This is a genomic window from Thermoactinomyces intermedius (assembly GCF_013912365.1).
Lineage (GTDB): Bacteria > Bacillota > Bacilli > Thermoactinomycetales > Thermoactinomycetaceae > Thermoactinomyces > Thermoactinomyces intermedius.
The window spans coordinates 73307-100046 of the sequence record NZ_JACETT010000035.1; the positions used below are offsets into that span (position 1 = coordinate 73307).

At 50.1% G+C, this 26740-nt stretch carries 24 protein-coding genes and 1 other annotated feature; of the genes, 7 read left to right on the forward strand and 17 right to left on the reverse strand.

What is annotated here, in order from left to right; translation table 11 throughout:
• Nucleotides 1-8: 8 nt before the first annotated feature.
• Both H1R82_RS08835 and H1R82_RS08840 read right to left on the reverse strand, forming a co-directional pair.
• On the reverse strand, nucleotides 9-728 hold the full coding sequence (locus tag H1R82_RS08835) for a prepilin peptidase (RefSeq protein WP_181731774.1): 720 nt from the start codon (nucleotides 726-728) through the stop codon (nucleotides 9-11).
• Nucleotides 715-1758 carry a type IV pilus twitching motility protein PilT gene (locus tag H1R82_RS08840; RefSeq protein ID WP_181731775.1) on the reverse strand — a complete coding sequence of 348 codons (1044 nt, stop codon included), beginning with the start codon at nucleotides 1756-1758 and terminating at the stop codon, nucleotides 715-717. The genes H1R82_RS08835 and H1R82_RS08840 overlap by 14 nt, the downstream gene beginning before the upstream one ends.
• 92 nt (nucleotides 1759-1850) lie before the next feature.
• Here H1R82_RS08840 and H1R82_RS08845 point away from each other — a divergent pair, with 92 nt between their 5' ends.
• On the forward strand, nucleotides 1851-2585 hold the full coding sequence (locus H1R82_RS08845; protein WP_181731776.1) for an ABC transporter ATP-binding protein: 735 nt from the start codon (nucleotides 1851-1853) through the stop codon (nucleotides 2583-2585).
• Nucleotides 2582-3811 carry an ABC transporter permease gene (locus H1R82_RS08850; RefSeq protein ID WP_181731777.1) on the forward strand — a complete coding sequence of 410 codons (1230 nt, stop codon included), beginning with the start codon at nucleotides 2582-2584 and terminating at the stop codon, nucleotides 3809-3811. Before H1R82_RS08845 ends, H1R82_RS08850 begins: the two co-directional genes overlap by 4 nt.
• A 29-nt stretch (nucleotides 3812-3840) precedes the next feature.
• On the opposite strand, the gene H1R82_RS08855 is transcribed toward H1R82_RS08850, so the two are convergent.
• From H1R82_RS08855 to hemA, 14 genes are all read right to left on the reverse strand, one after another.
• A complete protein-coding gene (locus H1R82_RS08855; protein ID WP_181731778.1) occupies nucleotides 3841-4482 on the reverse strand; it encodes an SCO family protein in 642 nt (213 codons plus the stop codon).
• Nucleotides 4483-4581: 99 nt separating this feature from the next.
• A complete protein-coding gene (gene murC / locus H1R82_RS08860) occupies nucleotides 4582-5967 on the reverse strand; it encodes a UDP-N-acetylmuramate--L-alanine ligase (RefSeq protein WP_181731779.1) in 1386 nt (461 codons plus the stop codon).
• A gap of 17 nt (nucleotides 5968-5984) precedes the next feature.
• Complete coding sequence (locus H1R82_RS08865; protein ID WP_181731780.1) at nucleotides 5985-7289, reverse strand: bifunctional folylpolyglutamate synthase/dihydrofolate synthase; 1305 nt, start codon at nucleotides 7287-7289, stop codon at nucleotides 5985-5987.
• A gap of 160 nt (nucleotides 7290-7449) precedes the next feature.
• Nucleotides 7450-10089, reverse strand: coding sequence for a valine--tRNA ligase (locus H1R82_RS08870; protein ID WP_181731781.1), 2640 nt, complete (start codon nucleotides 10087-10089; stop codon nucleotides 7450-7452).
• A 53-nt stretch (nucleotides 10090-10142) separates the two neighbouring features.
• Nucleotides 10143-10373, reverse strand: a binding site (T-box leader).
• Nucleotides 10374-10493: 120 nt separating this feature from the next.
• Nucleotides 10494-10655, reverse strand: a complete 162-nt coding sequence (locus H1R82_RS08875; RefSeq protein ID WP_181731782.1) for a hypothetical protein — start codon at nucleotides 10653-10655, stop codon at nucleotides 10494-10496.
• Between the two features lie 236 nt (nucleotides 10656-10891).
• Nucleotides 10892-11998 (reverse strand): phosphotransferase, encoded by a 1107-nt coding sequence (locus H1R82_RS08880; RefSeq protein ID WP_181731783.1) that lies wholly within the window; start codon nucleotides 11996-11998, stop codon nucleotides 10892-10894.
• Nucleotides 11998-13221, reverse strand: coding sequence for a LysM peptidoglycan-binding domain-containing protein (locus tag H1R82_RS08885; RefSeq protein ID WP_181731784.1), 1224 nt, complete (start codon nucleotides 13219-13221; stop codon nucleotides 11998-12000). The genes H1R82_RS08880 and H1R82_RS08885 overlap by 1 nt, the downstream gene beginning before the upstream one ends.
• 191 nt (nucleotides 13222-13412) lie before the next feature.
• Nucleotides 13413-14705, reverse strand: a complete 1293-nt coding sequence (gene hemL / locus H1R82_RS08890; RefSeq protein ID WP_181731785.1) for a glutamate-1-semialdehyde 2,1-aminomutase — start codon at nucleotides 14703-14705, stop codon at nucleotides 13413-13415.
• 129 nt (nucleotides 14706-14834) lie between these two features.
• Entirely contained in the window at nucleotides 14835-15806 is a 972-nt protein-coding gene (hemB, locus tag H1R82_RS08895) for a porphobilinogen synthase (RefSeq protein WP_370527057.1), read from the reverse strand.
• Between the two features lie 25 nt (nucleotides 15807-15831).
• Complete coding sequence (gene cobA, locus H1R82_RS08900) at nucleotides 15832-17349, reverse strand: uroporphyrinogen-III C-methyltransferase (protein ID WP_181731787.1); 1518 nt, start codon at nucleotides 17347-17349, stop codon at nucleotides 15832-15834.
• Nucleotides 17346-18272 carry a hydroxymethylbilane synthase gene (gene hemC, locus H1R82_RS08905; protein ID WP_181731788.1) on the reverse strand — a complete coding sequence of 309 codons (927 nt, stop codon included), beginning with the start codon at nucleotides 18270-18272 and terminating at the stop codon, nucleotides 17346-17348. The genes cobA and hemC overlap by 4 nt, the downstream gene beginning before the upstream one ends.
• A complete protein-coding gene (locus H1R82_RS08910; RefSeq protein WP_181731789.1) occupies nucleotides 18209-18940 on the reverse strand; it encodes a precorrin-2 dehydrogenase/sirohydrochlorin ferrochelatase family protein in 732 nt (243 codons plus the stop codon). The genes hemC and H1R82_RS08910 overlap by 64 nt, the downstream gene beginning before the upstream one ends.
• A gap of 22 nt (nucleotides 18941-18962) precedes the next feature.
• Nucleotides 18963-19784 carry a cytochrome C assembly family protein gene (locus H1R82_RS08915; RefSeq protein ID WP_181731790.1) on the reverse strand — a complete coding sequence of 274 codons (822 nt, stop codon included), beginning with the start codon at nucleotides 19782-19784 and terminating at the stop codon, nucleotides 18963-18965.
• A 14-nt stretch (nucleotides 19785-19798) separates the two neighbouring features.
• The gene (hemA, locus tag H1R82_RS08920; protein ID WP_181731791.1) at nucleotides 19799-21145 is read right to left on the reverse strand and encodes a glutamyl-tRNA reductase; all 1347 of its coding nucleotides are present in this window, start codon (nucleotides 21143-21145) and stop codon (nucleotides 19799-19801) included.
• Nucleotides 21146-21344: 199 nt separating this feature from the next.
• Here hemA and H1R82_RS08925 point away from each other — a divergent pair, with 199 nt between their 5' ends.
• The 5 genes from H1R82_RS08925 to map all read left to right on the forward strand — a co-directional run bounded on the left by H1R82_RS08925 (nucleotide 21345) and on the right by map (nucleotide 25578).
• Entirely contained in the window at nucleotides 21345-22373 is a 1029-nt protein-coding gene (locus H1R82_RS08925; RefSeq protein ID WP_244954660.1) for an ABC transporter substrate-binding protein, read from the forward strand.
• Nucleotides 22370-23143 (forward strand): ABC transporter ATP-binding protein, encoded by a 774-nt coding sequence (locus tag H1R82_RS08930; protein WP_181731793.1) that lies wholly within the window; start codon nucleotides 22370-22372, stop codon nucleotides 23141-23143. The genes H1R82_RS08925 and H1R82_RS08930 overlap by 4 nt, the downstream gene beginning before the upstream one ends.
• Nucleotides 23140-23985 (forward strand): ABC transporter permease, encoded by an 846-nt coding sequence (locus H1R82_RS08935; RefSeq protein WP_309544810.1) that lies wholly within the window; start codon nucleotides 23140-23142, stop codon nucleotides 23983-23985. The genes H1R82_RS08930 and H1R82_RS08935 overlap by 4 nt, the downstream gene beginning before the upstream one ends.
• Before the next feature lie 187 nt (nucleotides 23986-24172).
• Nucleotides 24173-24643, forward strand: a complete 471-nt coding sequence (locus H1R82_RS08940) for a hypothetical protein (RefSeq protein ID WP_181731794.1) — start codon at nucleotides 24173-24175, stop codon at nucleotides 24641-24643.
• Nucleotides 24644-24810: 167 nt separating this feature from the next.
• A complete protein-coding gene (gene map / locus H1R82_RS08945; protein ID WP_181731795.1) occupies nucleotides 24811-25578 on the forward strand; it encodes a type I methionyl aminopeptidase in 768 nt (255 codons plus the stop codon).
• A 44-nt stretch (nucleotides 25579-25622) separates the two neighbouring features.
• Here the strand turns inward: map and H1R82_RS08950 are convergent, their stop codons facing one another.
• Nucleotides 25623-26720 carry a D-alanine--D-alanine ligase gene (locus tag H1R82_RS08950; RefSeq protein WP_181731796.1) on the reverse strand — a complete coding sequence of 366 codons (1098 nt, stop codon included), beginning with the start codon at nucleotides 26718-26720 and terminating at the stop codon, nucleotides 25623-25625.
• Between the last annotated feature and the right edge of the window lie 20 nt (nucleotides 26721-26740).

Here is a 26740-nt window from a genome sequence, read left to right on the forward strand (position 1 = left end):
AATATAGTTTATGAATTCATAGGAACGATAGAACCAAAACAGGGCAGGAAAAATTGCAAAAACTGCTCCCCGTACCAATCGCGGAGCACATCCCCGCACAATAAGGAAAGAAACATGCCTGCGGCCAAATGAGGACCGAACGGAAGCGGTTCACGGACGGCCGCCCTCCCCCGGGACCGGAGACGCCCGGCCACATGAAGCATGGAACTCAGCGTGGCAAACCAGATGGACAGCAAAAGCTGCGGCCATTCCACCACCCAGGATGCCATGGCGACCAGCTTGACATCCCCCCAACCCAGCCCGCGGCTGATCCAGCTGACCAGAGACAACCCCGACGTGATGAAAAATCCTCCGGCCAGGTAAACGGGCATGTTGGCGGCATCCACAAAGAAACGCCACGACATAAAGAGGAAAAAGCCGCTGTATGTGACCACATCGGGGATCAGAAAAAAACAGATGTCGGTCAGTGCAATCACCAATAACAACCAAACCAACACCGTCGCCATCCAACTTTCCCAACCGGTTCCCAGCTTCCACTGAACCGTCCATGACAAGCCGGCGGCGAAAATGGCGAAGAAAACCCGGGACAACGGTTTCAAACGAAATGAACAGTGTACCGGCTCCCCGCATTTGCCCGATCCGATCCAATAAGCCAGTCCGGGGATCCAATAAGCAACCAAGCCGCTTATTCCCGCCGCCATCCATAATCCATATTCATTCAATGGCACCGATTCCTTCCTCCTGCAGTTTTCTCAATTCCATTTCCATGGTCTGCATGCCTGAAGCCTGATGAGCCTGCATCACGGAAGGAAGCTGGTGGATCTCGCCATTTCGAATCAGATGGGCAACGGAACGATGGTTCAGCAAAACTTCAAAAACCGGCCGCATACGCCTGCCGATTGGCCCGGCCATCTTTTGGGCCACCACCGCCGACAGCGAAGCCGCCAATTGCGACCGCACCCATTTTTGCCGATCCGCGGGAAAACTGTCAATGATCCGGTAAATCGCCTTTTCCACATTCCCGGCATGAAAAGTGGCCATGACCCGTTTCCCCGTTTCGGCAAGGTGAAGGGCGGCCATGATGCTTTCAACGTCCCTTAACTCCCCGACCATGATCACATCCGGTCCTTGCCGCAAAGCGGACAACATACCACTTACATAACTTTCGGTGTCTTTCCCGATTTCCCGTTGGATGACCAGCGACTTTTTTGACGCATGGAAATACTCGATCGGATCTTCCAACGTCAGGATATGTAAAGCTTCCGTATGATTCAATTCCTGAATCAACGAAGCCAGCGTTGTCGTTTTTCCGCTTCCGGTCGGGCCCGTGACCAGCAACAAACCGGTTTGATACATCACTTTTTGATACAGCACCGGGGGAAGATGAAGCTCTTTCGGAGTCGGAATGCGATCCGGCAAAAAGCGGATGGCCAGCGCCAGACGCTCTTGTTTTTGATAACAATGAATCCTCGCCCGGTGATGGCCTGAATGCCATGTGAAATCCGACTCCCTCACCGGATCCGTCCCGGATGGCATGCACTTTTCAATCTCTTCTCTTATTCCCCGGCCGGCATACCATACCAAGACTTCCCCGTTCACCCGCATACAAGGATGCTCCCCCTCAATGTAATGCAAATCGGTCGCGCCTTCTTTCAAAGCAAGATGAACGGCTTCCTCCAACAGCACCCGCTTCCCTCCTCCCGCAGAAATCCCGACAATTTTTACCAATTCTACTTTGTTTTGAATTTTCCTTTCCATCCGCGGATCTTTTCCCTGCTTGCAATCCTTTCTTTTTTCACGCAAACTAATGGTAAACCATATCCATTTTTCACTACATAAAGGAGTATTTTATGCTTTCAGTCAATCAACTTACCGGTGGATATGCCCGTCAACATCCGGTCATCAAAAATGTCAGTTTTTCGGTGAAACCCGGTGAAATGGTGGGCCTCATCGGGTTGAACGGCGCCGGAAAAAGCACCACCATCAAAAATATCTTGGGCCTTGTCACCCCTTTTTCCGGCACCGTCACCATCAACGGGTATACGTTGTCAGAAAATCCGGAATCGTTCCGGTCCCAACTCGCTTACATCCCGGAAACCCCGCAATTTTATGAAGAACTCACTTTATGGGAGCACCTGGAACTGACAGCCAGTGCTTATCAATTGTCCCGGGAGGAGTTCCAACAGCGCGCAGGGGCCTTGCTGGAACGTTTCCGGATGAACAAAGTGAAAAACTGGTTTCCGGACACTTTTTCCAAAGGCATGCAGCAAAAAATCATGATCTTGTGCGCTTTCCTGGTCCGCCCCCGCTTTTTGATCATCGATGAACCCTTTGTCGGGTTGGATCCGCTGGCCATCCGTTCTTTGCTCCAATTATTGGAAGAAAGAAAAAAAGAGGGGATGGGCATTTTAATGTCCACACACATTTTGGAAACGGCCGAAAAATTTTGTGAGCGCTTTGTATTGCTTCATGAAGGCGAAGTGCGCTTCTCCGGCACCCTGTCCGAGATGAACCGGCAGGCGGGAACCCGGAACAAGGCATTGGATGAACTGTTTATGTTGGCGATAGAAGGGAAGCGATCATGAATACCGGCAAACTTTTTTATGACCGAATGAAAAATTCCTGGCTGGCTGCCATGCGCTCAATCCGGATGGTGGCCAGTAGCGGGGGGACGCCCCTTTTTCTGGGAATCTTATTCATTGCCCTGTATTTTGCTTACGAGCAATTCCTGATCTGGCTGCCCCCTGATTTTCCGATTGAACTTTTGTTAACTCTTCCTTATGCCTTGCTCTTGACATCCAGCCGGATCCGCACATGGATCCAGCCGGCTGATTCCGTTTTTCTTCTGCCGCTGGAAACCCGGATGAAACCGTATTTTCGGGCCAGCTTGATCTACAGCACCGCCATTCATCTGATTCACCTGGCCATTTTCACCCTGTTGCTCTATCCGGTTTTTCTCGCGGTTTGGAAAAGCCATGGATTCTTTTTTGTCTCCTATGTCTTTTTTGCCGTCATCCAAGTGGTAAACATCTTCGCCGAATGGTGGCAAATGCGGTTAACCATTTTGCTCCCCGTGCAGCAAGTGCGTCTGGTAACCGGGATCCGCTTTCTGTTCAACGGAGGGGCCGCTTATGCTTTCTTGCATCAGCAGGGAATCTGGGCGTCGGTCTTGCTCATCGGCCTTCTGCTTTCAGCCATTGCCGTTTACCGAAAAGCTCCTGCCTGTCCCTATCCCTGGCGGTTGATGCAGAAATCGGAAGCAAACACATTGGCCCGTTATCATTCGCTGGCCGGCTTGTTTGTGGACATGCCGCGGCTCAAGACCCCCGTCAAGAAACGGGCATGGCTGATCCGGTTTCTTCCCCGGTGGTCCCGGCAACAAGCATCTTCATATTTGTATTGGCGCACCTTTATCCGGAAAAGCGAACTGTTTTCCATTCAAATCCGACTGCTCATCTGGGCCATGATCTTGATCGGGATCTTTCCAAACCGATGGGTGAGCGCCGGCGTCTGTGTCGCCTGTGCTTGGATGTTCATCAAGCAATTGCCGCAATTGGCCGATCCGAAACAATACCCGGGCATCCGCCGGTTATATCCCCTCTCAGCCGCTCAATGGGCTAAAGGGTTGACGTTCATCGGATGGATCAACCTGGGAATCCAAACCGTATGGATCGCGTTATTCGCCCGGATCGTTGATGCATTGTCAACCCTGGAATGCTTGTGGTTGGTCATCACCGGTGCCTTGATCAGCACGGCGCTCAGTTTGCTTTATTTGCCACGCCGGGGGGAACATCTCATCAATTCCCGTTAAAAAAAGGCTTGAGATGGTTCTCAAGCCTTTTATTTTTGCAAGTTTTTAACATCCTGAACGATTTGCCCGGCATCCGGCTTCAATCCGTCATAAAATTTCACGACTTTCCCGTTTTGGTCGATCAGATAAAATTGTGTCGGGTGATTGACCAACAGCGGAACATCCGGGGACGGCCCTTCCTGTTGAGAGATGGACCCCTTAAAAGCCTCTTGAGTCAACTTTTGAATCTCCTCCAGGGAATAACCAGTCAAAAAGTGCCATGAATTTAAATCAGCATGGTGCTTTTCGGCAAACACCCTCAACTGTTCCGGTTGATCATGTTCAGGGTCCACCGTGAACGATACGATTTCCGCTTTCACCCCGGCTTGTTTCAGAGCTTCTTGAACTTTGGACATATTTGCCGTCATCGGCGGACAAACATTGGGACAGCGCGTGAAGATAAAGTCGGCCAGCCAAACTTTTCCCTTCAAATCATCCAATCCCACGGTTTCGTTGTTTTGATTGGTATATGTAAATGAAGGAACCCTCCAATTCAGATCGGACACATCATTATCGGATACGGCACTTTGTCCGGTTTGGGTTTCTTCTGCCGGCTGGTCGGCGGCACCGCATCCGGCCAAAACGGCCAACATGCCGATCAAAATCAGCGCAAGCCATTTTCCTGACTTCACCGGTCTCTCCTCCTTTCTCATGCAAAGCATAGCATAAATCCTTCCTGCAGAAAAAGAGCCGGTGAAATACCGGCTCTTTTCCGACTCCGCAATCATTTTTTACTCATTCACCCGTTCTTTTTGCAATTCTTCTTTCAGCATGTGAGCCACCCGCCAAATGTCGCCGGCCCCCATGGTCATCACCAAATCGTTGGGCTGTACATGTTGAGCCAGATATTCAACCACTTCTTCTTTGGTGGCCAAAAACCGGGTATTGGCATTGCTGTTTTGCTTGATCAGTTCGGCCAAACGCTCGGCGGTGACGCCGGGAATCGGTTGCTCGCCGGGCGGTGCGTAAATGGTATTGATGATCACTTCATCCGCATCGTAAAAAGCCTGGCTGAATTCATTCATCAATAAATGCGTGCGTGAATACCGCTGCGGCTGGAAGACGACAACCATCCGGCGGCCGAGCGCCTTTGCCCCTTTTAATGTAGCTTGGATTTCCGTCGGATGATGGGCATAATCGTCCACAATCAAGATGTCTTGTTCTTCGCCAATCACCTGGAAGCGGCGTTTGGCTCCCTGAAAACGGAACAACGCTTTCACAATCTGCTCAAACGGCACCCCGACTTCCAGGCAGACAATGACGGCCGCCAAGGCATTGGCCACATTGTGGCGCCCCGGGATGTTTAACAGCACATCCCCCAACACCTCTTCCCCGCGCACAACGGTAAATTGAATCTGACGCAAATTTTCGCGGATGTTTATGGCCCGGTAATCCGCATCGCGGTCAATGGCATACGTGATGATGCGGCCGTTTACATCATCCGCCATTTCCCGGACATATTCATCGTCCCAAAACAGCACTGCCGCACCGTCGGGCCTTACCTGATTGAGGAAGGAACGGTACGCTTTTTTCAAGTTTTCAAAATCGCCGCCATAATTTTCAAGATGATCTGCTTCAATATTGGTCACGACAGCCAGATGCGGATAATACTCCAGGAACGATCCGTCGCTCTCGTCCGCTTCAGCGACGACATAATCGCTCTGGCCGGCTTTGGCATTTCCTTTCAGGGCGACAATCTCTCCACCGATGATATAGGTCGGATCCACTCCGCACAATTCCAGCGTCTGGGCAACCATGGAGGAAGTGGTTGTTTTTCCATGAGCCCCTGCAACCGCGATCCCTTTTTTGTCATTCAAAAGGCGGGCCAACATTTGAGAACGGTGAAGCACTTCAATCCCTTGTTCTTTGGCCGCCACCCGTTCCACATTGTCCGGAGAAATGCTGGAAGAATAGACAACGATGTCCGCCCCGTCGATATGCTCCGCCGAGTGTCCGATCGAAACCTTGGCTCCGCGCTCCATCAGGTTTTTCACCAATGCATTTTCAGCCACATCCGAACCGGACACCTGATAACCCAAGTCCAAAAGAACCCGTGCAATGGCACTCATGCCATATCCGCCAATTCCTACAAAGTGAACCCTTTTTTGACTATTCATCGTGAAATCACCAACCTTCATGTAAGTCCCTGTCTTCCCCCATGGTTCATCAATAACGGCCGCACTGCAGAAACCAAATACAGCGATCCGGCCACAATGCCTAAATCATCATCATTCAATTGGTTTTGGAATACGTGAAGTGCGTCTTGTTCTCCTTGGACGGGCACCACGTTTAAATCCGGATTGATTTCTTTCAACATGTGGGCCAATTCCTCCGCCCCAAGGGAACGGGCATGTTCCTCAAGCGAGGTTGTCACAACAAAATCAGCCGTTTGCGCAAGGTGCTCCAACATTTCCCTGACCGGTTTGTCTTTCATCATGGCAATCATAAAACCGATTCGGCGATAACGGGATCCATATTTTTTTATGGTTTGAACCAACGCCTTGATCCCCTCTGTATTGTGAGCGCCGTCCAGTCGAATGTGCGGCCGGTCACCCGCTTTTTCCAACCGGCCCGGCCATGCTGTTTTTTTCAATCCGTTGAGATAGTGCTCCGGCTCGATGACCGTTGCATAATTTTGGCGCAAAATTTCCAACGTCATCAATGCCGTTGCCGCATTTTGCAACTGATGATCCCCGGCCAGCGGGAGCGAAAGATTTTCCAACTTGCGATACACATTTTCAAACGTGAATCTTTGCTCATCCAGATCCTGATGGTGTGCGGTGGCAGAAAAATCTTCATTATACATATATAATCGGGAGTGTTTGTCTTTGGCAACCCGTTTGATGACGGACAGCGCTTCTTCTTTTTTGCTGCCGCAAATCACCGGCACTCCGGGTTTGATGATCCCCGCCTTTTCCGTTGCGATCTCTTCCAACGTTTTGCCAAGCCACTTTTGGTGGTCATAACCGATTTCGGTGATCACGGATACCAACGGGTAAACCACATTGGTGGAGTCAAAACGACCTCCCATCCCGGTTTCCCACACCACAAACCACGGGCAGGCTTCTTTCGCAAAATAACATAATGAGACCAAAGTCCAAAATTCAAAATGAGATGGGGCCCCCGGCCCTTCTTCCGCCATTTTTTCGATCAGCGGCTTTAATTCATTAACCCAGCGGACAAAAGAAGATTCATCCATCGGTTGTCCGTCGAATTGAATTCGTTCATGCCAGGAAAGAACGTAAGGGGAAACAAACATCCCCACCGAAAAACCGGCTTCTTTTAATACGGATGCAATCATGGCAGCGGTTGAACCTTTCCCGTTGGTTCCTGCAATATGAATGAATTTTAACCTTCGTTCAGGATGATCCAACCGCTCCAGCATCCATTCCATGCGTTCCAGTCCCGGTTGAATGGTTTTGGCACATGTTTGTTCCATCCAAGCGAATACTTCTTGAGCTGTTTCGAATTGAGTCATTCTCCCTCAGCTTCTTTCCAAAACTTTTTTAATTAATAAGAATACATTCACTTTGTCCATTTTGCCTGTTATCCGGCCATCCGTCAATATGAAACGGGGAGGGGAGAGCCCTCCCCCCTTGTCATCCTTCCATTTCCTTCAAACGGGCGAGCACTTTCTCCCGTTTTTCTTTGTACTCTTCACCCTTTTTCCGTTCTTTCTCGACCACTTCGGCGGGTGCTTTGGAAACAAAGCCGGGGTTTGCCAGTTTTTTCTCCACTCTTTCCACTTCGGCATTTAATTTTTTCAATTCGGCTTTCAGACGGGCAATGGTTTGTTCCACGTCCACCATTCCGGCAAGCGGCAAGAAAATCTCGGCTCCGGTCACCACATCCGCCATGGATTTTTGCGGCCGTTTGAGACCGGAATCAATGGTTAACCGGTCGACACCGCACAATTTTTTAATCGCCGATTCGTGGTTCCGGATGGTTTCTTCCATGTCACCGTCCGGACGGATCAAAAGCTCGATTTGACGTTTGGCCGGAACATCCATTTCCGCCCGGATATTGCGCACCGACCGGATGATTTCAATCAACACCCGCATCTGCCGGACCGCTTGTGGGGATTCGAACCGTTCATCTTCCACCGGCCACGGGGCGATCATGATGCTTTCCCCTTTCACCGGCAAATGCTGCCAGATTTCTTCCGTGATAAACGGCATCATGGGGTGCAACAACCGGAGGGATTGGTCCAGGACATGAACCAACACGGACCGGGTGACTTTTTTCGCTTCTTCATCTTCACCGTAAAGAGGAAGTTTGGCAAACTCGATATACCAATCGCAAAACTCATCCCAAATGAAGTTGTACAGCACCCGTCCCGCTTCTCCGAAATCAAAGCGGTTCAAGAGCCTGGTCACATCCCGGACCGTTTCGTTCAGGCGATGCAGGATCCACTGGTCGGCCGTTGAAAAGGGTCCTGCCAAGGAAAGATCTTCTTTTTCGACTCCCTCCAAGTGCATCAGGGCGAAACGGGAAGCATTCCAGATTTTGTTCGCAAAGTTTCTTGCCGCTTCCACGCGTTCAAAGCGGAAACGCTGATCATTTCCCGGGGTGCAACCGGTCGACAACATGTACCGCATGGCATCGGCACCGTATTGGTCGATCACTTCCATCGGATCGATCCCGTTTCCGAGCGACTTGGACATTTTCCGGCCTTCCGCATCCCGGACCAAGCCGGTGAACAGGACATTTTTAAACGGAATGTCATCGGTGAATTCCAGTGCCAAAAAGATCATGCGGGCAACCCAGAAGTAAATGATATCATATCCCGTCAATAAAACATCCGTCGGATAGTACCGTTTTAAGTCCGCGGTTTCTTCCGGCCAACCCAATGTGGAAAACGGCCAGAGTCCGGAACTGAACCAAGTATCCAGGACGTCTTCATCCTGCTTTAACTGATCGCTTCCGCAATGCGGGCAAGTCTTCGGTTCCTCACGGGCCACCGTCATCTCATCACATTGGCCGCAGTACCATGCCGGAATCCGGTGTCCCCACCACAGTTGCCGCGAAATGCACCAATCCCGCACATTTTCGATCCAGTTGAAATAGATCTTTTCAAAACGTTCCGGAACAAAACGGACGCCTTCTCCTTTTTTCTGGGCCTGAATCGCCCGCTCTGCAAGCGGCTTCATGGCCACAAACCATTGGGTGGAAAGATACGGTTCCACCACCGCGTCCGAACGTTCGCTGTGCCCGACCGAATGCACATGTTCTTCCACCCGGACCAGGTATCCTTCATTCTCCAGATCTTTGACGACTTGTTTGCGGCAGTCAAACCGGTCCATACCTTGGTACTTGCCGGCATTTTCGTTCATTTTCCCGGATTCATCCATCACCAAAATCCGCGGCAGTTGGTGGCGATTGCCCACTTCAAAGTCATTCGGGTCATGAGCCGGTGTGATTTTGACAACCCCGGTTCCAAATTCCTGATCCACATATTCATCGGCAATCACCGGAATTTTGCGTCCGGTAAGCGGCAGGATCACTTCTTTGCCGATCAAGTGTTGATAGCGCTCATCATCCGGGTGAACCGCCAATGCCGTGTCCCCGAGCATCGTTTCCGGCCGGGTGGTGGCCACTTGCACCGATCCGGAACCGTCTGCCAGCGGGTACCGGATGTGATACAAGGCGCCTTGCACCTCTTTGTGAATCACTTCAATGTCCGACAGGGCCGTCCTGGCAACCGGATCCCAGTTGATAATGTATTCCCCGCGGTAAATCAGGCCTTTTTCGTACAGCTTGACAAACACTTCTTTAACCGCTTCCGAAAGCCCTTCATCCAGCGTAAAGCGCTCCCGGCTGTAATCCAGCGACAATCCCATTTTCCGCCATTGATTGGCGATGTTTTTGGAATACTCATCCTTCCACTGCCATACAACGCCCAAAAACTTTTCCCGCCCCAGATCATGGCGGCTGACTCCTTCTTCCCGGAGTTTCGCTTCCACACGGGATTGGGTGGCAATTCCCGCGTGATCCATCCCCGGCAGCCACAAGGCATCATACCCCTGCATCCGTTTAAAACGGATCAAAATGTCTTGTAACGTGTTGTTCAAAGCATGGCCGATGTGCAGATTTCCCGTAACGTTTGGCGGCGGGATCACAATGGTGAACGGCTCTTTATCCGGGTCATTTCCCGCTTGAAAATACCCACCTTTCATCCAATAATCATACCATTTGGCTTCCGCCTGTTTCGGGTCATACGTTTTTGGCATCGTCGACATTCTTTCTAACCTCCTGCTCACCTTTCTTCCGAAAATAAAAAAAACCTTCGCCGGCAAAGGACGAAAGTTCTTTTCGCGGTACCACCTTTATTCACTAATTAAAAAATTAGTGCACTCTGACCAGATAACGGCTGGGACCGGGTTATCTTACACGGTTTCAAAAACCTTTCAGACACCTGCTCAGGAGCGACGTTCGACGGTTAAATGCAGAAGAAACCTTTCAGCCAAGGGTTTCTCTCTCTGACTGCTTTAATCCGTCTACTCTTCTCCGTCTTCGCATTTTCCATTCACATCTGATATTGACTATTATATTACACGGTTTCCAACTTTGCGTCAAACTATACCCCATTTGAATAAAAAACGGCGATACCGCCGTTTCAACAAGACGCATCGATGATTCCCTTTTATGAACGGACGCCAAACGTTTGTTTAATAAATTCATACATCGCCTGAGGATCCGCCAAAAAAGCCAGAAGCAACACCGTGCACAACAACAGGATACTGAGAAAAGTTAAGAACAACACACCTTTGTAAGTTTTTTTCACGATCGTTTTAACTGCTCTCAAGTGAATAAACCCCTTCCTGTCAGCATCCGAAGTCTTTTCTTTGTAACATATTCCTATTCTCCACATTTTGTACGTTTCTGTCCAGCATCCGAAACAAATTCCTTCGCTTTTAAACGATTGTATCTTAAATCGGTCTTCCATGAGATGCAAATGACTGATAATAAGTTTATCATCAAAAGAGCGATTGAATAGTGACAAAAAACAAAAAACCGGGAGATCCCGGATTTATTCTTCGTTTATCTGCGTTTTTCTTTATTCGTCTTTCCTTTTTTTCTGTTCATCCACAACCGGCGTACCAATGCCTTGGTTTTTTCATACCGGGCCATCTCTTGTTCCAGGCGCGAAACCGCTTCGGGCTCATCATTTAAAAGCTTGGGATCCTGATAATAAATCCGGAGAGTCTTTAACAGCCGTTCCGGATAGGACAAATATAATCCGAGCAGCTTTTTTTCCTTGGACCGGAGGGGGCAAATCTCTTCATAGGCCTGAATCAGTGCCGAAGGCGAATTTTTCGGATCGGACGGATCGCTCAGGCGTTCCACCGCCAGCGCCAGGTCACGTACCGGCGAATCCACCCCGGCATGGTCAAAATCGATAAAATAAAAGTTTTCCTGATCCGCGACAATGTTGCCCGGGTGAATGCGGATGTGGCAAAGGGCGTAACGCGGGGGAGCACCATCTTCCGATTCCAGATAGCGCTTCATGCCCCGGATCGCAAACGAGAGCGATTGGTCCAGCTGTTTAAAGATTTGCTCTGCCGACTGATCAAAGGGAGACGGAAATTCCCGTGCGCGGATTTGTTCCTGGTAACTCTTCAAATCCTGCCGTTTCTCCTCCCACTTGCCGATCAACCGTTCGTCCGTTTTTCCCGCCAATTCCGGATAATCTTTCAAGACCGGCTCCGAAAAGCGATGCATATGCGCCAATCCCATGACCACATCCCGTGCGGATACTTCGCCCGCCCCTTTTTCTTTCCACGGCACCGCATACCAACAGCTTGTACGGGTGCGTACAACGGGCTCACCTTCCGGGGTCAACTCCCAAGGCAACGTGTGCACAAACCCCTGATGGTTCATTTTTTCCAAAATCCGGTGAAGCAGCATCAATTTTTCATAAGAGGCCCCCGATCTTTTCAGCCCCAATTCCCGGTCCGGCAATGTCACTTTGAAGACCCGCCCGTCTCCTTCCACCCGGACCGGTTGCCAACCGTATTGGTCACAAACCATTTTCCATTCATCATAACGGGTGAAATCCAATCCACATCCTCCTCTCCCCACTCCAAACGAATACCGGAAAAACCGGTTTGGAATTTTTTCATTGGCACTGTAAATGAATTCCGTCACTAAGCTTCCCCATTTTCGTGCGATTCGGCTGGTTTTGCGGGAACTTGCAAGATTTGTCCGGGTTCCAGCCGGTCGGTTTTCAACCGGTTTTTATTCACAATCTCATCGGCAGACACCTCATACTTGCCAGCCACCTGGTCAATGGTCTCATTTTCTTGCACGATTACCATTTTGATCGGAACAAAATTTTCTTCCTTTCCGTGAACCAACCAGCGGATCCATTCGGCCTTGCTCCGGGCTTCACCGGATTCATCCTTTTCTTCTCCGGCGGCAGAGTCTTCCACAGCGTCTTCCTCTTCGGCAAGGACCGGTTCAGGTGCGCCATCTTCCTGTTTCGGCACCTCCGCCGTCTCTTGGACGGGGGGCTCCTCTTCCGCTGTTTCTGGCAGGATCAAATCTTCCTCCGGTTTCAAATCCATTTGCTTGGATTTTTGCCTTTCATACCAGAAATCTTTGGGTGACAATTTGATTTCCTGTACAACCTCTTTGCTTTCTTTTTCCTCCGGTTCTTTTTCCGATTGCGCCGTCTCGTGCAAAGCCGGTTTTGAAACTTCTTCGGCCGCCTTCACTTTTTCCCCGGCTTTCTCTTCGCTTTCATCCGCAGCCTTTCTTTCGCCGGTTTCACGGACCGGTTTTTCTTCCTGTGCTTGTTCCTGTGCTTGCCGCTGTGCAACAGCCTCCGAAGGATCCTCTTCTTTCTCAGCCGCCTCCTTGTTCCCGTCTTCCCCGGAAATGGTTAAAGGTTGAGCTGTCGATCCGGAGAAAACCGGATATTTTTGCACATTTTCCCCGCTTTGCTCTTCTTCCTCACTGCTGCTTTCGGGGAGCAAACCGTCAATCATTAAAATCGCTTCAATCTTCAACTCAAATGGAGACAGGACTTCATAATCAAACGTCTCCACTTCCGCGGAAATCCGGGACTGCTCTGCCCTGTCGGCAGGAAGTGTGATTTCCACCGGAATCACATAAGCCAGCTCATTGGTTTCTTCCCCCACGCCCCCGTTATGTAAGGCCCCGCTTTCTCCTTCAGCGGTTTGTTCTTCCCCTACATAAACGCCGTTCAAACGCAAATAACCTTGGATTTTTAAATGTTGACCCTCGTCTTTTATCTCTACATCCGGATATAAGTCCAGTTCCAGGAGGGTATCGATTCCCGGTTGTTGCGGATGTAAACGCACCTTCTCCAAAATGTCGAAACGAAGCTGAGTGAACTGATTTTCCATTTGATTCCCTCCTTTTGAGGATTTTCTTCACCAAACGACATCACAGTGCCCGTCGTTTGGGATATTAGTAAACTATATGCAATTCCTTTCCAGTTATAACCGGTTCTTTTGGACAGGAGGTTGAAAAAACAGAAAAAGAGACGGCAATCCTTACGGATGCCGTCTCTTAACGGTTTCATGCTTTCTCATATTCATTTGGACAATTTTTTCAGTGCACGCCGGTTTGCTTCGATGGTGCGCTCAATGTCCGATTCACTGTGGGCCACCGAGACAAACATGCCCTCGAATTGGGAAGGCGGCAACAAAATCCCTTCCTCCAGCATGTTTTTGTAGTAGGAAGCAAACAAACCGGTATCGGACGATTTGGCCTGTTCATAGCTGGTCACTTTTTCATCGGTAAAGAAGAGACATACCATGGAACCGACGCGGTTGATATGATGCGGCACACCGGCTTCTTCGGCATTTTGTTTCATTCCTTCTTCCAGCATGGCCCCTTTCTTCTCCAGCTCCTCATAAGCTTGCGGGGTCATGGCTTCCAAGGTGGCCGTACCGGCTGCCATGGCCAACGGGTTTCCGGATAACGTGCCGGCTTGGTAAACCGGGCCGACCGGAGCAATCATCTCCATGATCTCGCGTTTGCCGCCGAAAGCCCCCACCGGCAAGCCGCCGCCAATCACTTTCCCCATGGTGGTCAGATCGGGCATGACGTTGTAACGTCCTTGGGCGGAATAATAATCCACACGGAAACCGGTCATCACTTCGTCAAAAATCAGGATGGTTCCATATTGTCCGGTGATCTCCCGGATTCCTTCCAAAAAGCCGGGCTGAGGCGGAACCACACCCATATTGCCCGCAACCGGTTCGACAATCACCGCGGCGATCTCTTCGCCAAATTTCTCAAAAGCCAGCCGGACACTGTCCAAATCATTGTACGGAACGGTTAACGTCGATTGGGCCAAATCCATCGGAACGCCGGGGCTGTCCGGAAGACCGAGCGTGGCCACCCCGGAACCCGCTTTAATCAACAAGCTGTCCGAATGCCCGTGATAACTTCCTTCAAACTTCAAGATTTTCGTCCTTTGGGTATAAGCGCGTGCCAAACGGATGGCGCTCATCGTGGCTTCGGTTCCGGAATTGACCATGCGCACGATATCCACGGAAGGCATGCGCTCGGTAACCATCTTGGCCATTTTCGTTTCCAGTTCCGTCGGCGCCCCGAAACTGGTTCCTTTTTCTGCCGTTTCTTTCACTTTCCGGACCACATCGGGATGGGCATGTCCCAAGATGAGCGGCCCCCAGGAACAGATATAGTCGATGTACCGGTTCCCGTCGACATCCGTCACCACGGAACCTTGCCCTTGTTCAATAAAAACCGGGTTCAGACCGACCGATTTAAAAGCACGAACCGGGCTGTTGACACCGCCTGGGATCACTTTCACCGCTTCCTGGTAATCGGCAACGGATCGTTCAAAAGAAAGACGCATAACGGACCCACCTTTTTTCATGTTCTTGAGCGATATGTAAACGCGCTGTCTGTATTGTAACGCAAAACCCGCATCCGGCAAATCAACCGGCCGGAAGGGCCCGGCTGGTTGAAACCGGCATGCGAAAAATCATTCTTTCAGCCAACGGGCCAAATCCTTGGCATGATAAGTGATGATCAAATCCGCTCCGGCACGTTTAAATGCCAGCATGCTTTCCATCACCACTTCTTTTTCATTGATCCAGCCGTTGATGGCCGCCGCTTTGACCATGGAATACTCCCCGCTCACATTATAAGCCACCACCGGCAAATCAAAACGTTCGCGAACCCGTTGCAACACATCCAAATAAGCCAATCCAGGTTTTACAATGAGCACATCGGCGCCTTCTGCCACATCGGATGCGGCTTCACGCATGGCTTCCCGGACATTGGCCGGATCCATTTGGTAAGAACGCCGGTCGCCAAATTCCGGAGCCGATTGTGCCGCATCACGGAACGGTCCGTAGTAGCTGGAAGCATACTTGACGGCATAGGACATGATCGGGACATTTTCAAACCCGGCTTTGTCCAGTCCTTCGCGAATGGCGTAAACAAACCCGTCCATCATATTGGATGGGGCAATCATATCCGCTCCCGCCTCGGCTTGCGAAACGGCCGTGGAAACCAACCGTTCCAAGGACGGATCGTTTAACACCTGCCCGTTTTCCACCACACCGCAGTGGCCGTGGGAGGTATATTCACATAAGCAGGTATCGGCAATCACATACAGGGAGGGATATTCTTTTTTCAGATACCGGATCGCTTCCTGGACAATTCCGTGCGCATCATCGGCTTGAGATCCGCATTCATCTTTATGTGCCGGAATGCCAAATACCAAAACCGAACGGATTCCAAGTTTCACCACTTCATCCATTTCCTCGTGAAGACGGTCCAAAGAATATTGATAAACGCCCGGCATGGAGGGAACTTCCTGTTTGATCCCCGTTCCTTCAATCACAAAAAACGGATAAATCAAATCATCGATATGCAAATGTGTTTCTCTCACCAGAGACCGGATGTTTTCATTCATGCGTAAGCGGCGATGACGAATAAATGAAGCCACTGATTTCATCCTCCTTCTAAAAACCTTACGGCAACTGCTTCAATGCTTCCACCAATCCTTCAATGGTGTACTCTTTGGCAATGCTGTTCACTTTCAATCCCGATTCCTTGGCCGTTTGAGCCGTAATCGGGCCGATGCAGACAATTTGCACCCCTTTTAGCAATGAGGTGACATCCGCTTCCACCGTTTGCAGGGACCGGACAAAGTTCCGGACCGTGGAGGAACTTGTGAAAGTTATCACATGAATCGTTCCTTCCCGTAACCCCTGAACAATTTCACCCGCATTTCCAGTTTCTGTCTCCGTGTCGTAGGCATCAGCGTCGGTCACTTCACAACCCATCTCAGCCAGCTTGACCGCTAAAATTTTGCGGGCAATGTTGGCGCGGGGCAATAAGATTTTATCTCCCGCTTTGACATGGTGGCGAAGGCTTTCAATCAACCCTTCCGCTTGGTATTCTTCGGGAATCACGTCGACGAGCAACCCTTTTTCCCACAGGGCTTCGGCCGTTTTCGGGCCGATGGCGGCGATCTTCGCTTTGGCCATTTGCCGGATATCGATCTTTAACTCGCGCAATCGTGAAAAGAAAAATTTCACCCCGTTGACACTGGTGAAAACAATCCAGTCATATTCATGAAGGCGGCGGAGGGATTGATCAAGAAAGGCCTGGCGTTTCGGGCGGGTGATTTTGATCACCGGAAACTCCAGCGATTCTCCTCCCAATTCATGAATCTTCTCCGACAAGCTTTGGCTTTGCTCCCGTGCCCGGGTGACCAAAATCCGTTTGCCAAACAATGGTTTCTGTTCAAACCATGCCAGCTTTTCACGCAGACGGACCACTTCCCCGACAACAATCACCGCCGGCGGGCGGAAATTTCGTTCTTCCGCCTTTTCAACAATATCCTCGAGCGTGCCGACCAAGGTTTCCTGTTCCATTTTGGTTCCCCAACGGACCAAAGCCACCGGCGTATCGCCGGCTCTCCCGTGTTTTCTCAACTGTTCGACGATATAGGGAAGGTTTTTGACTCCCATCAAAAACACCTGGGTTTCGGTTGCCCGGGCCAAGGAAGCAAAAGAAACGGAGGGTTCATTTTTTTCTTTCCGTTCATACCCGGTGACCACCGAAAACGATGCATTCATATCCCGGTGGGTGACCGGAATCCCTGCATAAGCCGGAACGGCAATGGCAGAGGTGATGCCGGGGATCACTTCAAAAGGAATACCTTCTTCCATGCAACGTTCGGCCTCTTCCCCGCCGCGTCCGAAAACAAAAGGATCCCCGCCTTTCAGCCGGACCACCGTCAATCCTTGTTTGGCCTTTTCAACCAGCAGATCATTGATCTCTTCCTGCGTGTGTGTATGATGGTCGGATGATTTTCCCACATAAATCCGTTCGGCATTCTCCTTGGCATGATTCAAAAGCTGGGGATTGGCCAACCGGTCATAAATGATCACATCGGCTTTTTTCAGCGCCTTTAATCCCTTGACGGTGATCAAGCCCGGATCCCAGGGGCCCGCACCAACCAGATAAACCGTACCGGTCATATCTTAAGTCCCTCCCGCACGGTTTCCAACAGCCGGCCGGCCCCTTCTTCTTTTAAGCATGCCGCCAAATCTTTTCCAATCTTTTCGGGATCGTTCCCGCGGATGCCTTTTTTGATCACGGCTTGTCCCCCGGGATCGGCAACGAGGCCGGTCAAATGAATCTCATCTTGCTCCAAGGTGGCATGAGCTGCAATCGGCAAATGGCATCCGCCTTGAAAAGCATGCAAAAAAGACCGTTCGGCAGAAACGGCTTTTTTCGTTTCCTCATGATTCAACCGCTGTAAAACAGCCAAAAGCTCTTCATCATCCGCACGGCACTGGACAGCCAAAGCCCCTTGCCCGACTGCCGGCAGCATGACATCCGCGGTTAGCTCCTGGCAAATTTTGTTTTCCCAGTCCATCCTTTTCAATCCGGATGTCGCCAAAATAATGGCATCAAACTGGCCTTCCTGCATCTTGCGGATTCGCGTTTCCAAATTGCCCCGCACCGGTTTCACTTTCAAATCCGGACGATAAGCCAAGATTTGCGCCTGGCGCCTCAAACTGCTGGTTCCCACCACCGCTCCGGACGGGAGTTCGTCCAATGTTTTTCCGTCGATGGATAACAGGGCATCCGTCGGTGTTTCCCTCACCGGAACCGCCCCGATCACCAATCCGGGGGGCATTTCAGAAGGCATATCTTTCATGCTGTGCACGGCAAAATCAATTTTCCCATCCAACAAAGCTTGTTCAATTTCTTTGACAAACAATCCTTTGCCGCCCACTTTGGACAAGGTGACATTTAAAATGCGATCGCCTTTGGTCACAATTTTTTCCACCCGGATATCCAATCCCGGTTCCAATTCCTTCAAGCGTTCGATCACCCAATGGGTTTGGGTAAGTGCCAACTCACTTCGTCTTGTTCCTGCCACAAGCGTCCGCATGCCACAGACCCTCCTTTCTCCTTCGCTCCGTTTAACATCATGTTTTCCAACCATTCAGCCATTTCACGGCGAACCCCGTCCGGGTTTCGGCGGCAAGCTTCAATCCACCGGTCCGATGCCAATTCTTTGTACAGCCGGTACCGGAGCCGTTTTTCCGTGACCCGGGCTTGAATTTTCTGCCGCATCTCATGCACCAGATCCAAATACAGCTCATATTCCTCGCCATAGATGTCTTCCAGTTCGCGGCGGATTTTCTTGGCCACGGACGGGCTTGCCCCTTGGGTGGAAATGGCAATTTGCAGTCTCCCCCGTGTCACGACCGAAGGGATCGTAAAATTGCAAAGCCCGGGCTGATCAACGACGTTAATCCATTGATCCCGCATCACCGCATGGCAATAAACGGTCCGGTTGACATCGGGATCATCGGTGGCGGCAACCACCAAAAATTGGCCCGCACCATCTTCTTTTTGGTAAGGCCGGGCGAACCATTCCACTGTTCTGGAAAGCGCCCAATATTTGATCATGGGTGTGACCGCCGGACTCACCACTTTGACATAAGCTCCGGCATCGATCAGCGTCTTCACTTTGCGCCCGGCCACCTTTCCTCCCCCCACCACCAAACAGGGCTTTCCTCTCAGATCAATCATCATGGCATAGGGTTGCCTCATCTTTGTCGTGCTCCTTCCGGTCTCAGAACCATTGATGAAAGGAAACACCTGCTTGGGTAATGAAATAATTCAGCAAGATGGATAAAAAAGAAAGCGAACTCCACCAAGCCAGGCGCCGGCCGGTCAACCGTGTGCGCGCCCATTGCCAGATAATCCAGCCGTACAAAATCATTACCCAAAACGTTCCCCACAATTTCGGATCCAACCAAAGCCGGTTGCCAACCGTTTGGTAACCATAAATGATACCTAATAACACGGAAATTAGCAAGAAAACGGCACCGGCGACAACCGACCAAACGGAAAAGGACTCCAGCCGGTCCAAGCTGGGCAAGATGCGCAACAAACGATTCCACTTTTTCTCTTTCAACAAATGATTGCTGACCAAATAAAGCCCCCCGCTGATGCAAGCCAGCGAAAAAGCGGCATAGGCCATCATCGCGATGGTCACATGAATGAAAACCAGTTCCGTCAACAACAAATGTTCAAAGGCTGCGGATGGATGACGCACAAAAAACAGGTTCAACACCAAAACGACAAACCCCATCAGATTGGCCAGAAAATAATAAACCGGCATACGATAGACCAGATGCATGACCAGTGTAAAACTGACCAAAATCCATGAGTAAATAAAAAAAGCATCAATCCAAAACGGCAGTTGTACGGGCCACCAATCAAAAACTGCCAGGATGAAAACTGCCGTTTGGATCAACCACACGATCCCCAAGAAAAAATAGGATATTTTCTCGGAGCGCCTGTTCCGGTGCAACAGATCAGCAAAAGAAAACAAGATGCTGAACGCATATAAATATATGATGAAATCATAAATCCAACGCTCCGCAAACATCAAGGTTTCCTCCTTTAAATGCGGGCCCAAGCCTCATGACCAAGCGCTGGATTTTTCACTTCCACTTTGGCTGTTTCTTCCTCATCTTCCTGCTTTAAAAGCTCTTCCAAAGCAAACAAGTAAACAAACATTTCCTGTGCCGCTTCTTTCTGCGGCGTGGTGGCCAGTTCCTTCAGACGGACAATCGGATCACGCATCATTTGGTTGACAATGCTCTTGGTGTGTTTGCGAATGACCCGTTTTTCCCGCTCAGTCATCTCCGGCAGCTTCCGTTCGATCTTGTTCACGGCATCTTCCTGAATGGACAGCGCTTTTTCCCTCAGCGCCGAGATCAGGGGAACGACGCCCAAAGTATCCAGCCATGTGTTGAATTCCCGAACTTCTTCCTCAATCCAGCCCTTGATTTTTTCGGCTTCTTTCTGCCTTAGGGACATGTTGGATTCAGCAATTTCTCGCAAATCATCAATGTCATATAAAAACACGGACTCCAGCCCGGCGATAGCCGGATCGATGTCCCGGGGCACGGCAATATCGATCAAGAATAGCGGGGAACGGCGGCTTTTTAATACCGGTTCCACCATGGAACGGGTCATGACCGGTTCTTTGGATCCGGTGGAACTGACCACGATATCCGCTTCTTTCAGGCAAGCAACCAGATCTTCCCATGGCCTTGCTTCCCCGTGAAACTTTCCGGCCAGCTCCTCCGCTTTCGAAAAGGTCCGGTTGACAACTTGTACACGCTTTGCCCCGTTGGAATAAAAATGTTTCGCCGTCAATTCGCTCATTTCGCCCGCACCGACCAAAAGAATCGTTTTATCCTCAAAGGAGTCAAACATTTTCTTGCCCAATTCCACGGCAACATAACTGACGGATACGGCATTTTGTCCGATTTCGGTTTCCGAATGAACACGTTTTCCAAACGTGACGGCCTGTTTAAACAATGTATTGAATAACGTTCCGGTTGTTTTGCTTTCCATCGCTGTGAAAAAGGCTTGTTTCACCTGCCCCAGGATTTGGGTTTCGCCCAACACCAGGGAATTCATGCCGCAAACGACATGAAACAAATGCCGGACGGCATCTTCGTTCTTTTTCACGTAAAGGTAATCACAAAACTCTTCTTTGGGGATACGAAACCAGTTTTCGATAAAGGTCTTGGCATAATATTCACCGGTGTGGAGCTGGTCACAAACCACATAAAGCTCCATGCGGTTGCAAGTGCTCAAGATCACGCATTCCATAATGCTTTTCATATCCCGCAACGTTCTTAAGGCATAATCCAGACGGTCTTCCGAAAAGGCAAGCCTTTCCCTCAATTCAACCGGAGCGGTCTCGTGATTCAGTCCAATGGTCAGTATATGCATGTTGCTCTTCACCTCGATTCCCGACACTGGGCACAAATCTGCGATGAATCAAACTTCATTATAACATACGATTGTAAATCCCCGGAAAAACGGGTGTGAACACATTTTGAAGCCGCCGAAATCCTGTTGAGCAAATATTGCCAATCTTATTATATAATGGAAATATAGATCCATGCCTAATTTAAATGAGGTGATCGACTTGAGAAGGTCTGTCAAGCGGCTTTCTTGTTTCCTGCTCGTTCTTTCTCTGGTCTTCTTGTCAACGGCATGCACATCTTCCCCTGACGATAAATCCAACATCCGGCTGGTCGAGGTGACGCATTCCATCTTTTACGCACCGCAGTATGTGGCCTTAAGCCAAGGTTTTTTTGAACAAGAAGGATTGTCGGTTGAACTGGTCAATGGAAACGGCGGGGACAAAACCATGACCACCCTCCTGGCCGGGGAATCCGACATCGTTCTGGTCGGCGTGGAAGCCGGCATCTACGTCACCGCCCGTTCCCGTTCCGATACGATCAAAGCCTTTGCCCAACTCACCCAAACCGACGGATCATTTTTGGTATCCCGCCAACCCGTCCGCCAATTCGACTGGCAAATGTTAAAAGGCCGGTCACTCTTGGGACAACGGCGGGGCGGCATGCCGGAAATGGTCAGTGAATACGTACAACGGAAAAATCAATTGATTCCCCATCGGGATGTGCGAATCATCCAAAATGTCGATTATCAAAATTTGGGAAATGCGTTTTTGGCAGGAACCGGCGATTTTGCCCAACTGTTTGAACCCATCGCTTCCAAAATCGAAGCCGAAGGCAAAGGATACATCGTCGCATCGTTTGGAAAAGAAAGCGGCCGTCTCCCCTACACTTGTTACCTGGCGAAAGAGAAGTGGCTCCGCGAAAATCCGGATATCGCCCAAAAATTTGTCCGGGCCGTGTACAAAGGACAAATCTGGGTGAAGAACCATTCCCCCGAAGAAATTGCCTCCGCCATCCAAAGTTATTTTCCCGATACCGACCGCTCCATCTTGATTCGGGTGATCAAGCGATATAAAGATCAGGACGCTTATGCAGACAATCCCGTCATCGATCCGGATGAATACAAGCATTTCCTCGGCATTATGTCCCAAGCCGGCGAATTGCCCAAAAATGTTCCCTATGAGGAACTGATTGATCCTCACATCAGCCAAAAAATTGTGGAGGAACTCAAAGGAGGGGGAGGGACACCATGAAACCCACACCGGCTATCCAGTTTCAGAACGTGACGCATACCTTCTTCAGCAAGGAAGAAGAAGTCACTGCCATCCGGGACATCAATTTCACTGTCGAACAAGGAGAAACCCTGGTTTTAGTCGGTCCCAGCGGTTGCGGAAAAAGCACCATCCTCTCGCTTCTGGCCGGCATTTACAAACAGACGGAGGGGCAGATTCTGTTGTTCGGCAAAGAGGGAAAAACCCATGCGGCCAAATACACCGGTTACATGCTGCAAAAGGACGGATTGCTGGAGTGGCGCACCGTCCTCAAAAACATGATTTTGGGTTTGGAATTCCGGAAACAAAACACGCCCGAGCGCGTCGAATACGCCCTTCATCTCCTCAAACAGATGGGGTTGGAACACACGGCCCATCAATATCCGTCCCAATTGTCCGGCGGCATGCGGCAACGGGTGGCGCTGGTCCGCACATTGGCCGTCAATCCGGAAATCCTGCTGTTGGATGAACCTTTTTCGGCTCTGGATATTCAAAACAAAATTGCTTTGGAAGACTTGTTGAAGGATGTCATGAAACAACACAAGAAAACGTCTGTCCTCGTAACCCATGACCTTGAAGAAGCCTTGGCGGTGGGCGACCGGATCTTGGTGATGGGCGGCCGTCCCGGAACCATTCAAAAAACGATGGCCGTTCCGGAAGAAATCCGCGCTTTGTCTGCGCTGAAATCCCGCAGCCATCCGGTTTTTCGCCGGCTGTTCGAACAATTGTGGCAGGAGGTGGAACAACCGTGAGCTTTTTTTCGTGGAAAAAGTGGTTGACCAAAGGGGCCAAGAGCCCCTCTCATGCCGATTTCCTGCGCAGATTGCGTCTCCGGCAAATCGGGGTTTGGTTCTTGCGCTTTGTGATCCTGATCGGTTTTGTCTTTGCATGGGAATGGGGAGCCCGGGCCGGCTGGATTGACTCCTTTTTATTCAGCAGTCCTTCGCTCATGATGAAGCAAGCGGCCGAATTGGCCCGTTCCGGGGAATTATATTCCCATATCGCCATCACATCGATGGAAACCATTGCCGGCTTTTTGATCGGCACCCTGTCCGGGGTTATCCTTGCCACCATTATATGGGCTTCACCGTTTTTATCCCGTGTATTGGATCCCTACCTTGTGGTTTTAAACAGCATGCCGAAAGTGTCGCTCGGCCCTCTGTTCATTGTTTCGTTCGGTTCCGGCTTCGTCTCCATTCTGGCCATGGGAATCGCCATCACCGTGATCATTACGACCATCGTCATTTACACCAGTTTTCAAAGCGTGGACTCCAGTTATCTGCTTTTGGCCCGTTCGTTTGGGGCCAGCCGCAGCCAGATCTTTTGGAAGATCATCTTTCCCGCCGCCATTCCCGATATGATTGCCGCCTTGAAGGTCAATGTCGGGTTGTCATGGGTGGGGGTCATCGTCGGCGAATTTTTGGTCTCCAAGCAGGGGCTCGGTTACTTGATGATTTACGGTTTTCAAGTGTTTAATCTGCATCTTGTGATGTTAAGCCTGATGATCGTGGCGGTCATCGCCACCATCATGTATCAGTTGATCGCGGTCATTGAAAAACGGCTCGTTTATAAAGGACTGCAGCAAAACGGATAACCGAAGCACAAGATTGGTCCCGCTTCCATTAGTGCCGTTTTCTGTTTCCCAATTCTTTTCTTCATTTTTTTCTTCACGGCCGGCAGGATAAACCCGGCCGGATCGATAAATCTGTACCTTGCTCCTGCTGAAATTGTGATAAGATGTTATAGGAAAATTCTACTTATTGACAAAGGGAGAAGGGTTTATGCAAACAAAGATTCTCGGTTTTATCATCACACTGGTCGGAATCATCCTTCTGCTTGTCCAAACCGATCTCACTTCTATTGCTTCTTTGATCACATGGCCGTTTCTCTTATTCTTGTTCAGTGTCCTTTTGCTTTATGTCGGAATCTTGAAGAAAATCAGCGCGCTGACTTTGTGGGCCGGTTTCGCCGCCACCATCAGTATCATGGTCTGGGGCCTGAAATACGTCAACGGATGGCCCAAACACTGGAGCATATTGGTTGCTCTTTTCGGATTGGTCGTTTTGTTGCAATTTACCATTAACAAAAGCAAAATCACGGCTTTGGTCGGGGTGATTTTGATATTGACGGGAATTTTTGCATACCCGGGCATCACCGAACTTCCTTTGGTCTCCCCGATCACTTCGGTCTTTCATGCTTACTGGCCCGTTTTGATCGTGATCTTGGGACTGGTTTTTATCTCCAAAAAATAATGGGGCCATCGTCAGCCAAAACCACCGGCTCCGGTGCATGAAAATGGGACAACCGGGGATACCGGTGGTTTTCTTACCCTTTTTGCAATCCCTCCATGGTTCGTGAATAACTTATTGGTGGAAAACCGTACACATTCCGATGAAGAAAACAAGGGAGAGATCGCGGAATGATTTCTTTAAAAAGCCCCCAAGAAATCCGCAAAATGCATGAAGCGGGAAAACTTCTTGCCAAATGTCATCAGCACTTGAAAAAACGAATTCGGCCGGGAGTGACAACACTTGAGATCGACGAATGGGTGGAACAGTTTTTGAAGCAGCACGGGGCCACCCCGGAACAAAAAGGTTACATGGGCTATCCCTATGCCACCTGTGCTTCAGTCAACGATGAGGTGTGCCACGGTTTCCCCCGGAAAACACCGCTGAAAGAAGGAGACATTGTTTGCATTGACATGGTCGTCAACCTGGACGGCTGGCTGGCCGACTCGGCTTGGTCTTATGCAGTGGGAAAGATTTCCGAAGCGGCCCGAAACTTATTAACCGTCACCAAAACCGCATTGTATAAAGGCATTGAACAAGCCAAACCCGGCAACAAAATCGGGGACATTTCCCATGCCATCCAGTCTTATGCCGAGCAAAACGGAATGTCGGTGGTCCGATCGTTTATCGGTCACGGGATCGGCCGGCGCATCCATGAACTCCCCGAAGTTCCCCATTTCGGCCCGCCCGGCCAGGGAGCGGAATTGAAAGAAGGAATGGTGATCACGATTGAACCCATGCTGAACTTGGGAAAGCATTTGGTCAAAATCATGGAGGACGGATGGACGGCCAAAACAGTGGACGGGAGTTTGTCGGCGCAATACGAACACACCGTGGCGATCACCAAAGACGGGCCGCTCATCCTGACCCGGCAACCGGATGAATCCTTTGATTTTTAAGCAAAAGAAAAAGGGCTGTGCAAATCGCGACAGCCCTTTTTTGCTTAAAGGTCAAAAACGGTTTTCAAATTGGACTTTTCCTCGTAACGTTGAAGTGCCAACTCAATCAGTTTGGAAATCAATTCCGGATAGGAAACCCCTGAATGCTCCCACAACTTTGGATACATGCTGTAAGGCGTGAAGCCCGGCATGGTGTTAATCTCATTGATCAACACCCGGCCGTTGTCCTTGCGGATGAAGAAGTCCACCCGCGCCAAGCCGCTGCAATCAATGGCTTTGTATGCCTGAATTGCCAGTTGCCGGACCTTGCCGGTTGTCTCTTCCGGAAGTTCCGCCGGAATCCGCATCACGGATTTCCCGTCAATATACTTGGCTTTATAATCATAAAATTCATTGGAAGATACGATTTCCCCCGGCATGGAAGCTTGCGGTTCATCATTTCCCAACACGGCCACTTCCACCTCATGTGCGGGAATATACTCTTCCACAATCACTTTCCGGTCATATTGGGCAGCCAATTGCAAAGCCTCCACCAATGCCTCACGGTCTTTGGCCTTGGAAATCCCCACGCTGGAACCCAGATTGGCCGGTTTGACAAAGCAGGGGTAGCCAAGCTCTTGTTCCACTTTTTCGATCACTCTTTGGATGTCTTTTTTAAGTTCTGATTTCAAGAAATAAACGTATTTGCCTTGCGGAAGCCCCTCTTGTTCAAACACTTTCTTGGCCAACACTTTATCCATGCCGACGGCCGATGCCAACACCCCGGCTCCGACATAAGGGATCTGCGCCATTTCCAACATGCCCTGAATGGTCCCGTCTTCACCGTATGTGCCGTGCAAAACGGGAAACACCACATCCACTTCATGCGGGGCAAATGCAGGCAAGGTTCCGCTTCCTTTGGACACAAGCGCCGGCAAATGTGTTTGCAATTGCTCGCAAACTTCTTTCTCAAGCAAGCCGGCAATGGCCGGAATCGCTTTTTCCCCGAAATGCCATTGTCCTTCATGCGAAATCCAAACGGGAATCACTTCGTATTGGTTCCGGTCAATCGCCTGGATCACGGATGCGGCCGAATTTAAAGAGACTTCATGCTCCCCGGATCTTCCTCCGAACAAAACCGCAACACGAACTTTTTTCTCCATTCTCCCACCCTTTCTTCCGT

Coding starts and splice junctions, on each gene's coding strand:
- murC (WP_181731779.1), bottom strand. CDS start 5,967: ATGAATAGTCAAAAAAGGGTTCACTTTGTAGGAATTGGCGGATATGGC.
- H1R82_RS08845 (WP_181731776.1), top strand. CDS start 1,851: ATGCTTTCAGTCAATCAACTTACCGGTGGATATGCCCGTCAACATCCG.
- H1R82_RS08885 (WP_181731784.1), bottom strand. CDS start 13,221: ATGGAAAATCAGTTCACTCAGCTTCGTTTCGACATTTTGGAGAAGGTG.
- cobA (WP_181731787.1), bottom strand. CDS start 17,349: ATGACCGGTACGGTTTATCTGGTTGGTGCGGGCCCCTGGGATCCGGGC.
- H1R82_RS08850 (WP_181731777.1), top strand. CDS start 2,582: ATGAATACCGGCAAACTTTTTTATGACCGAATGAAAAATTCCTGGCTG.
- H1R82_RS08910 (WP_181731789.1), bottom strand. CDS start 18,940: ATGAGGCAACCCTATGCCATGATGATTGATCTGAGAGGAAAGCCCTGT.
- hemA (WP_181731791.1), bottom strand. CDS start 21,145: ATGCATATACTGACCATTGGACTGAATCACGAGACCGCTCCGGTTGAA.
- hemC (WP_181731788.1), bottom strand. CDS start 18,272: ATGCGGACGCTTGTGGCAGGAACAAGACGAAGTGAGTTGGCACTTACC.
- map (WP_181731795.1), top strand. CDS start 24,811: ATGATTTCTTTAAAAAGCCCCCAAGAAATCCGCAAAATGCATGAAGCG.
- H1R82_RS08950 (WP_181731796.1), bottom strand. CDS start 26,720: ATGGAGAAAAAAGTTCGTGTTGCGGTTTTGTTCGGAGGAAGATCCGGG.
- H1R82_RS08930 (WP_181731793.1), top strand. CDS start 22,370: ATGAAACCCACACCGGCTATCCAGTTTCAGAACGTGACGCATACCTTC.
- hemL (WP_181731785.1), bottom strand. CDS start 14,705: ATGCGTCTTTCTTTTGAACGATCCGTTGCCGATTACCAGGAAGCGGTG.
- H1R82_RS08870 (WP_181731781.1), bottom strand. CDS start 10,089: ATGTCGACGATGCCAAAAACGTATGACCCGAAACAGGCGGAAGCCAAA.
- H1R82_RS08840 (WP_181731775.1), bottom strand. CDS start 1,758: ATGGAAAGGAAAATTCAAAACAAAGTAGAATTGGTAAAAATTGTCGGG.
- H1R82_RS08865 (WP_181731780.1), bottom strand. CDS start 7,289: ATGGAACAAACATGTGCCAAAACCATTCAACCGGGACTGGAACGCATG.
- H1R82_RS08915 (WP_181731790.1), bottom strand. CDS start 19,784: ATGTTTGCGGAGCGTTGGATTTATGATTTCATCATATATTTATATGCG.
- H1R82_RS08940 (WP_181731794.1), top strand. CDS start 24,173: ATGCAAACAAAGATTCTCGGTTTTATCATCACACTGGTCGGAATCATC.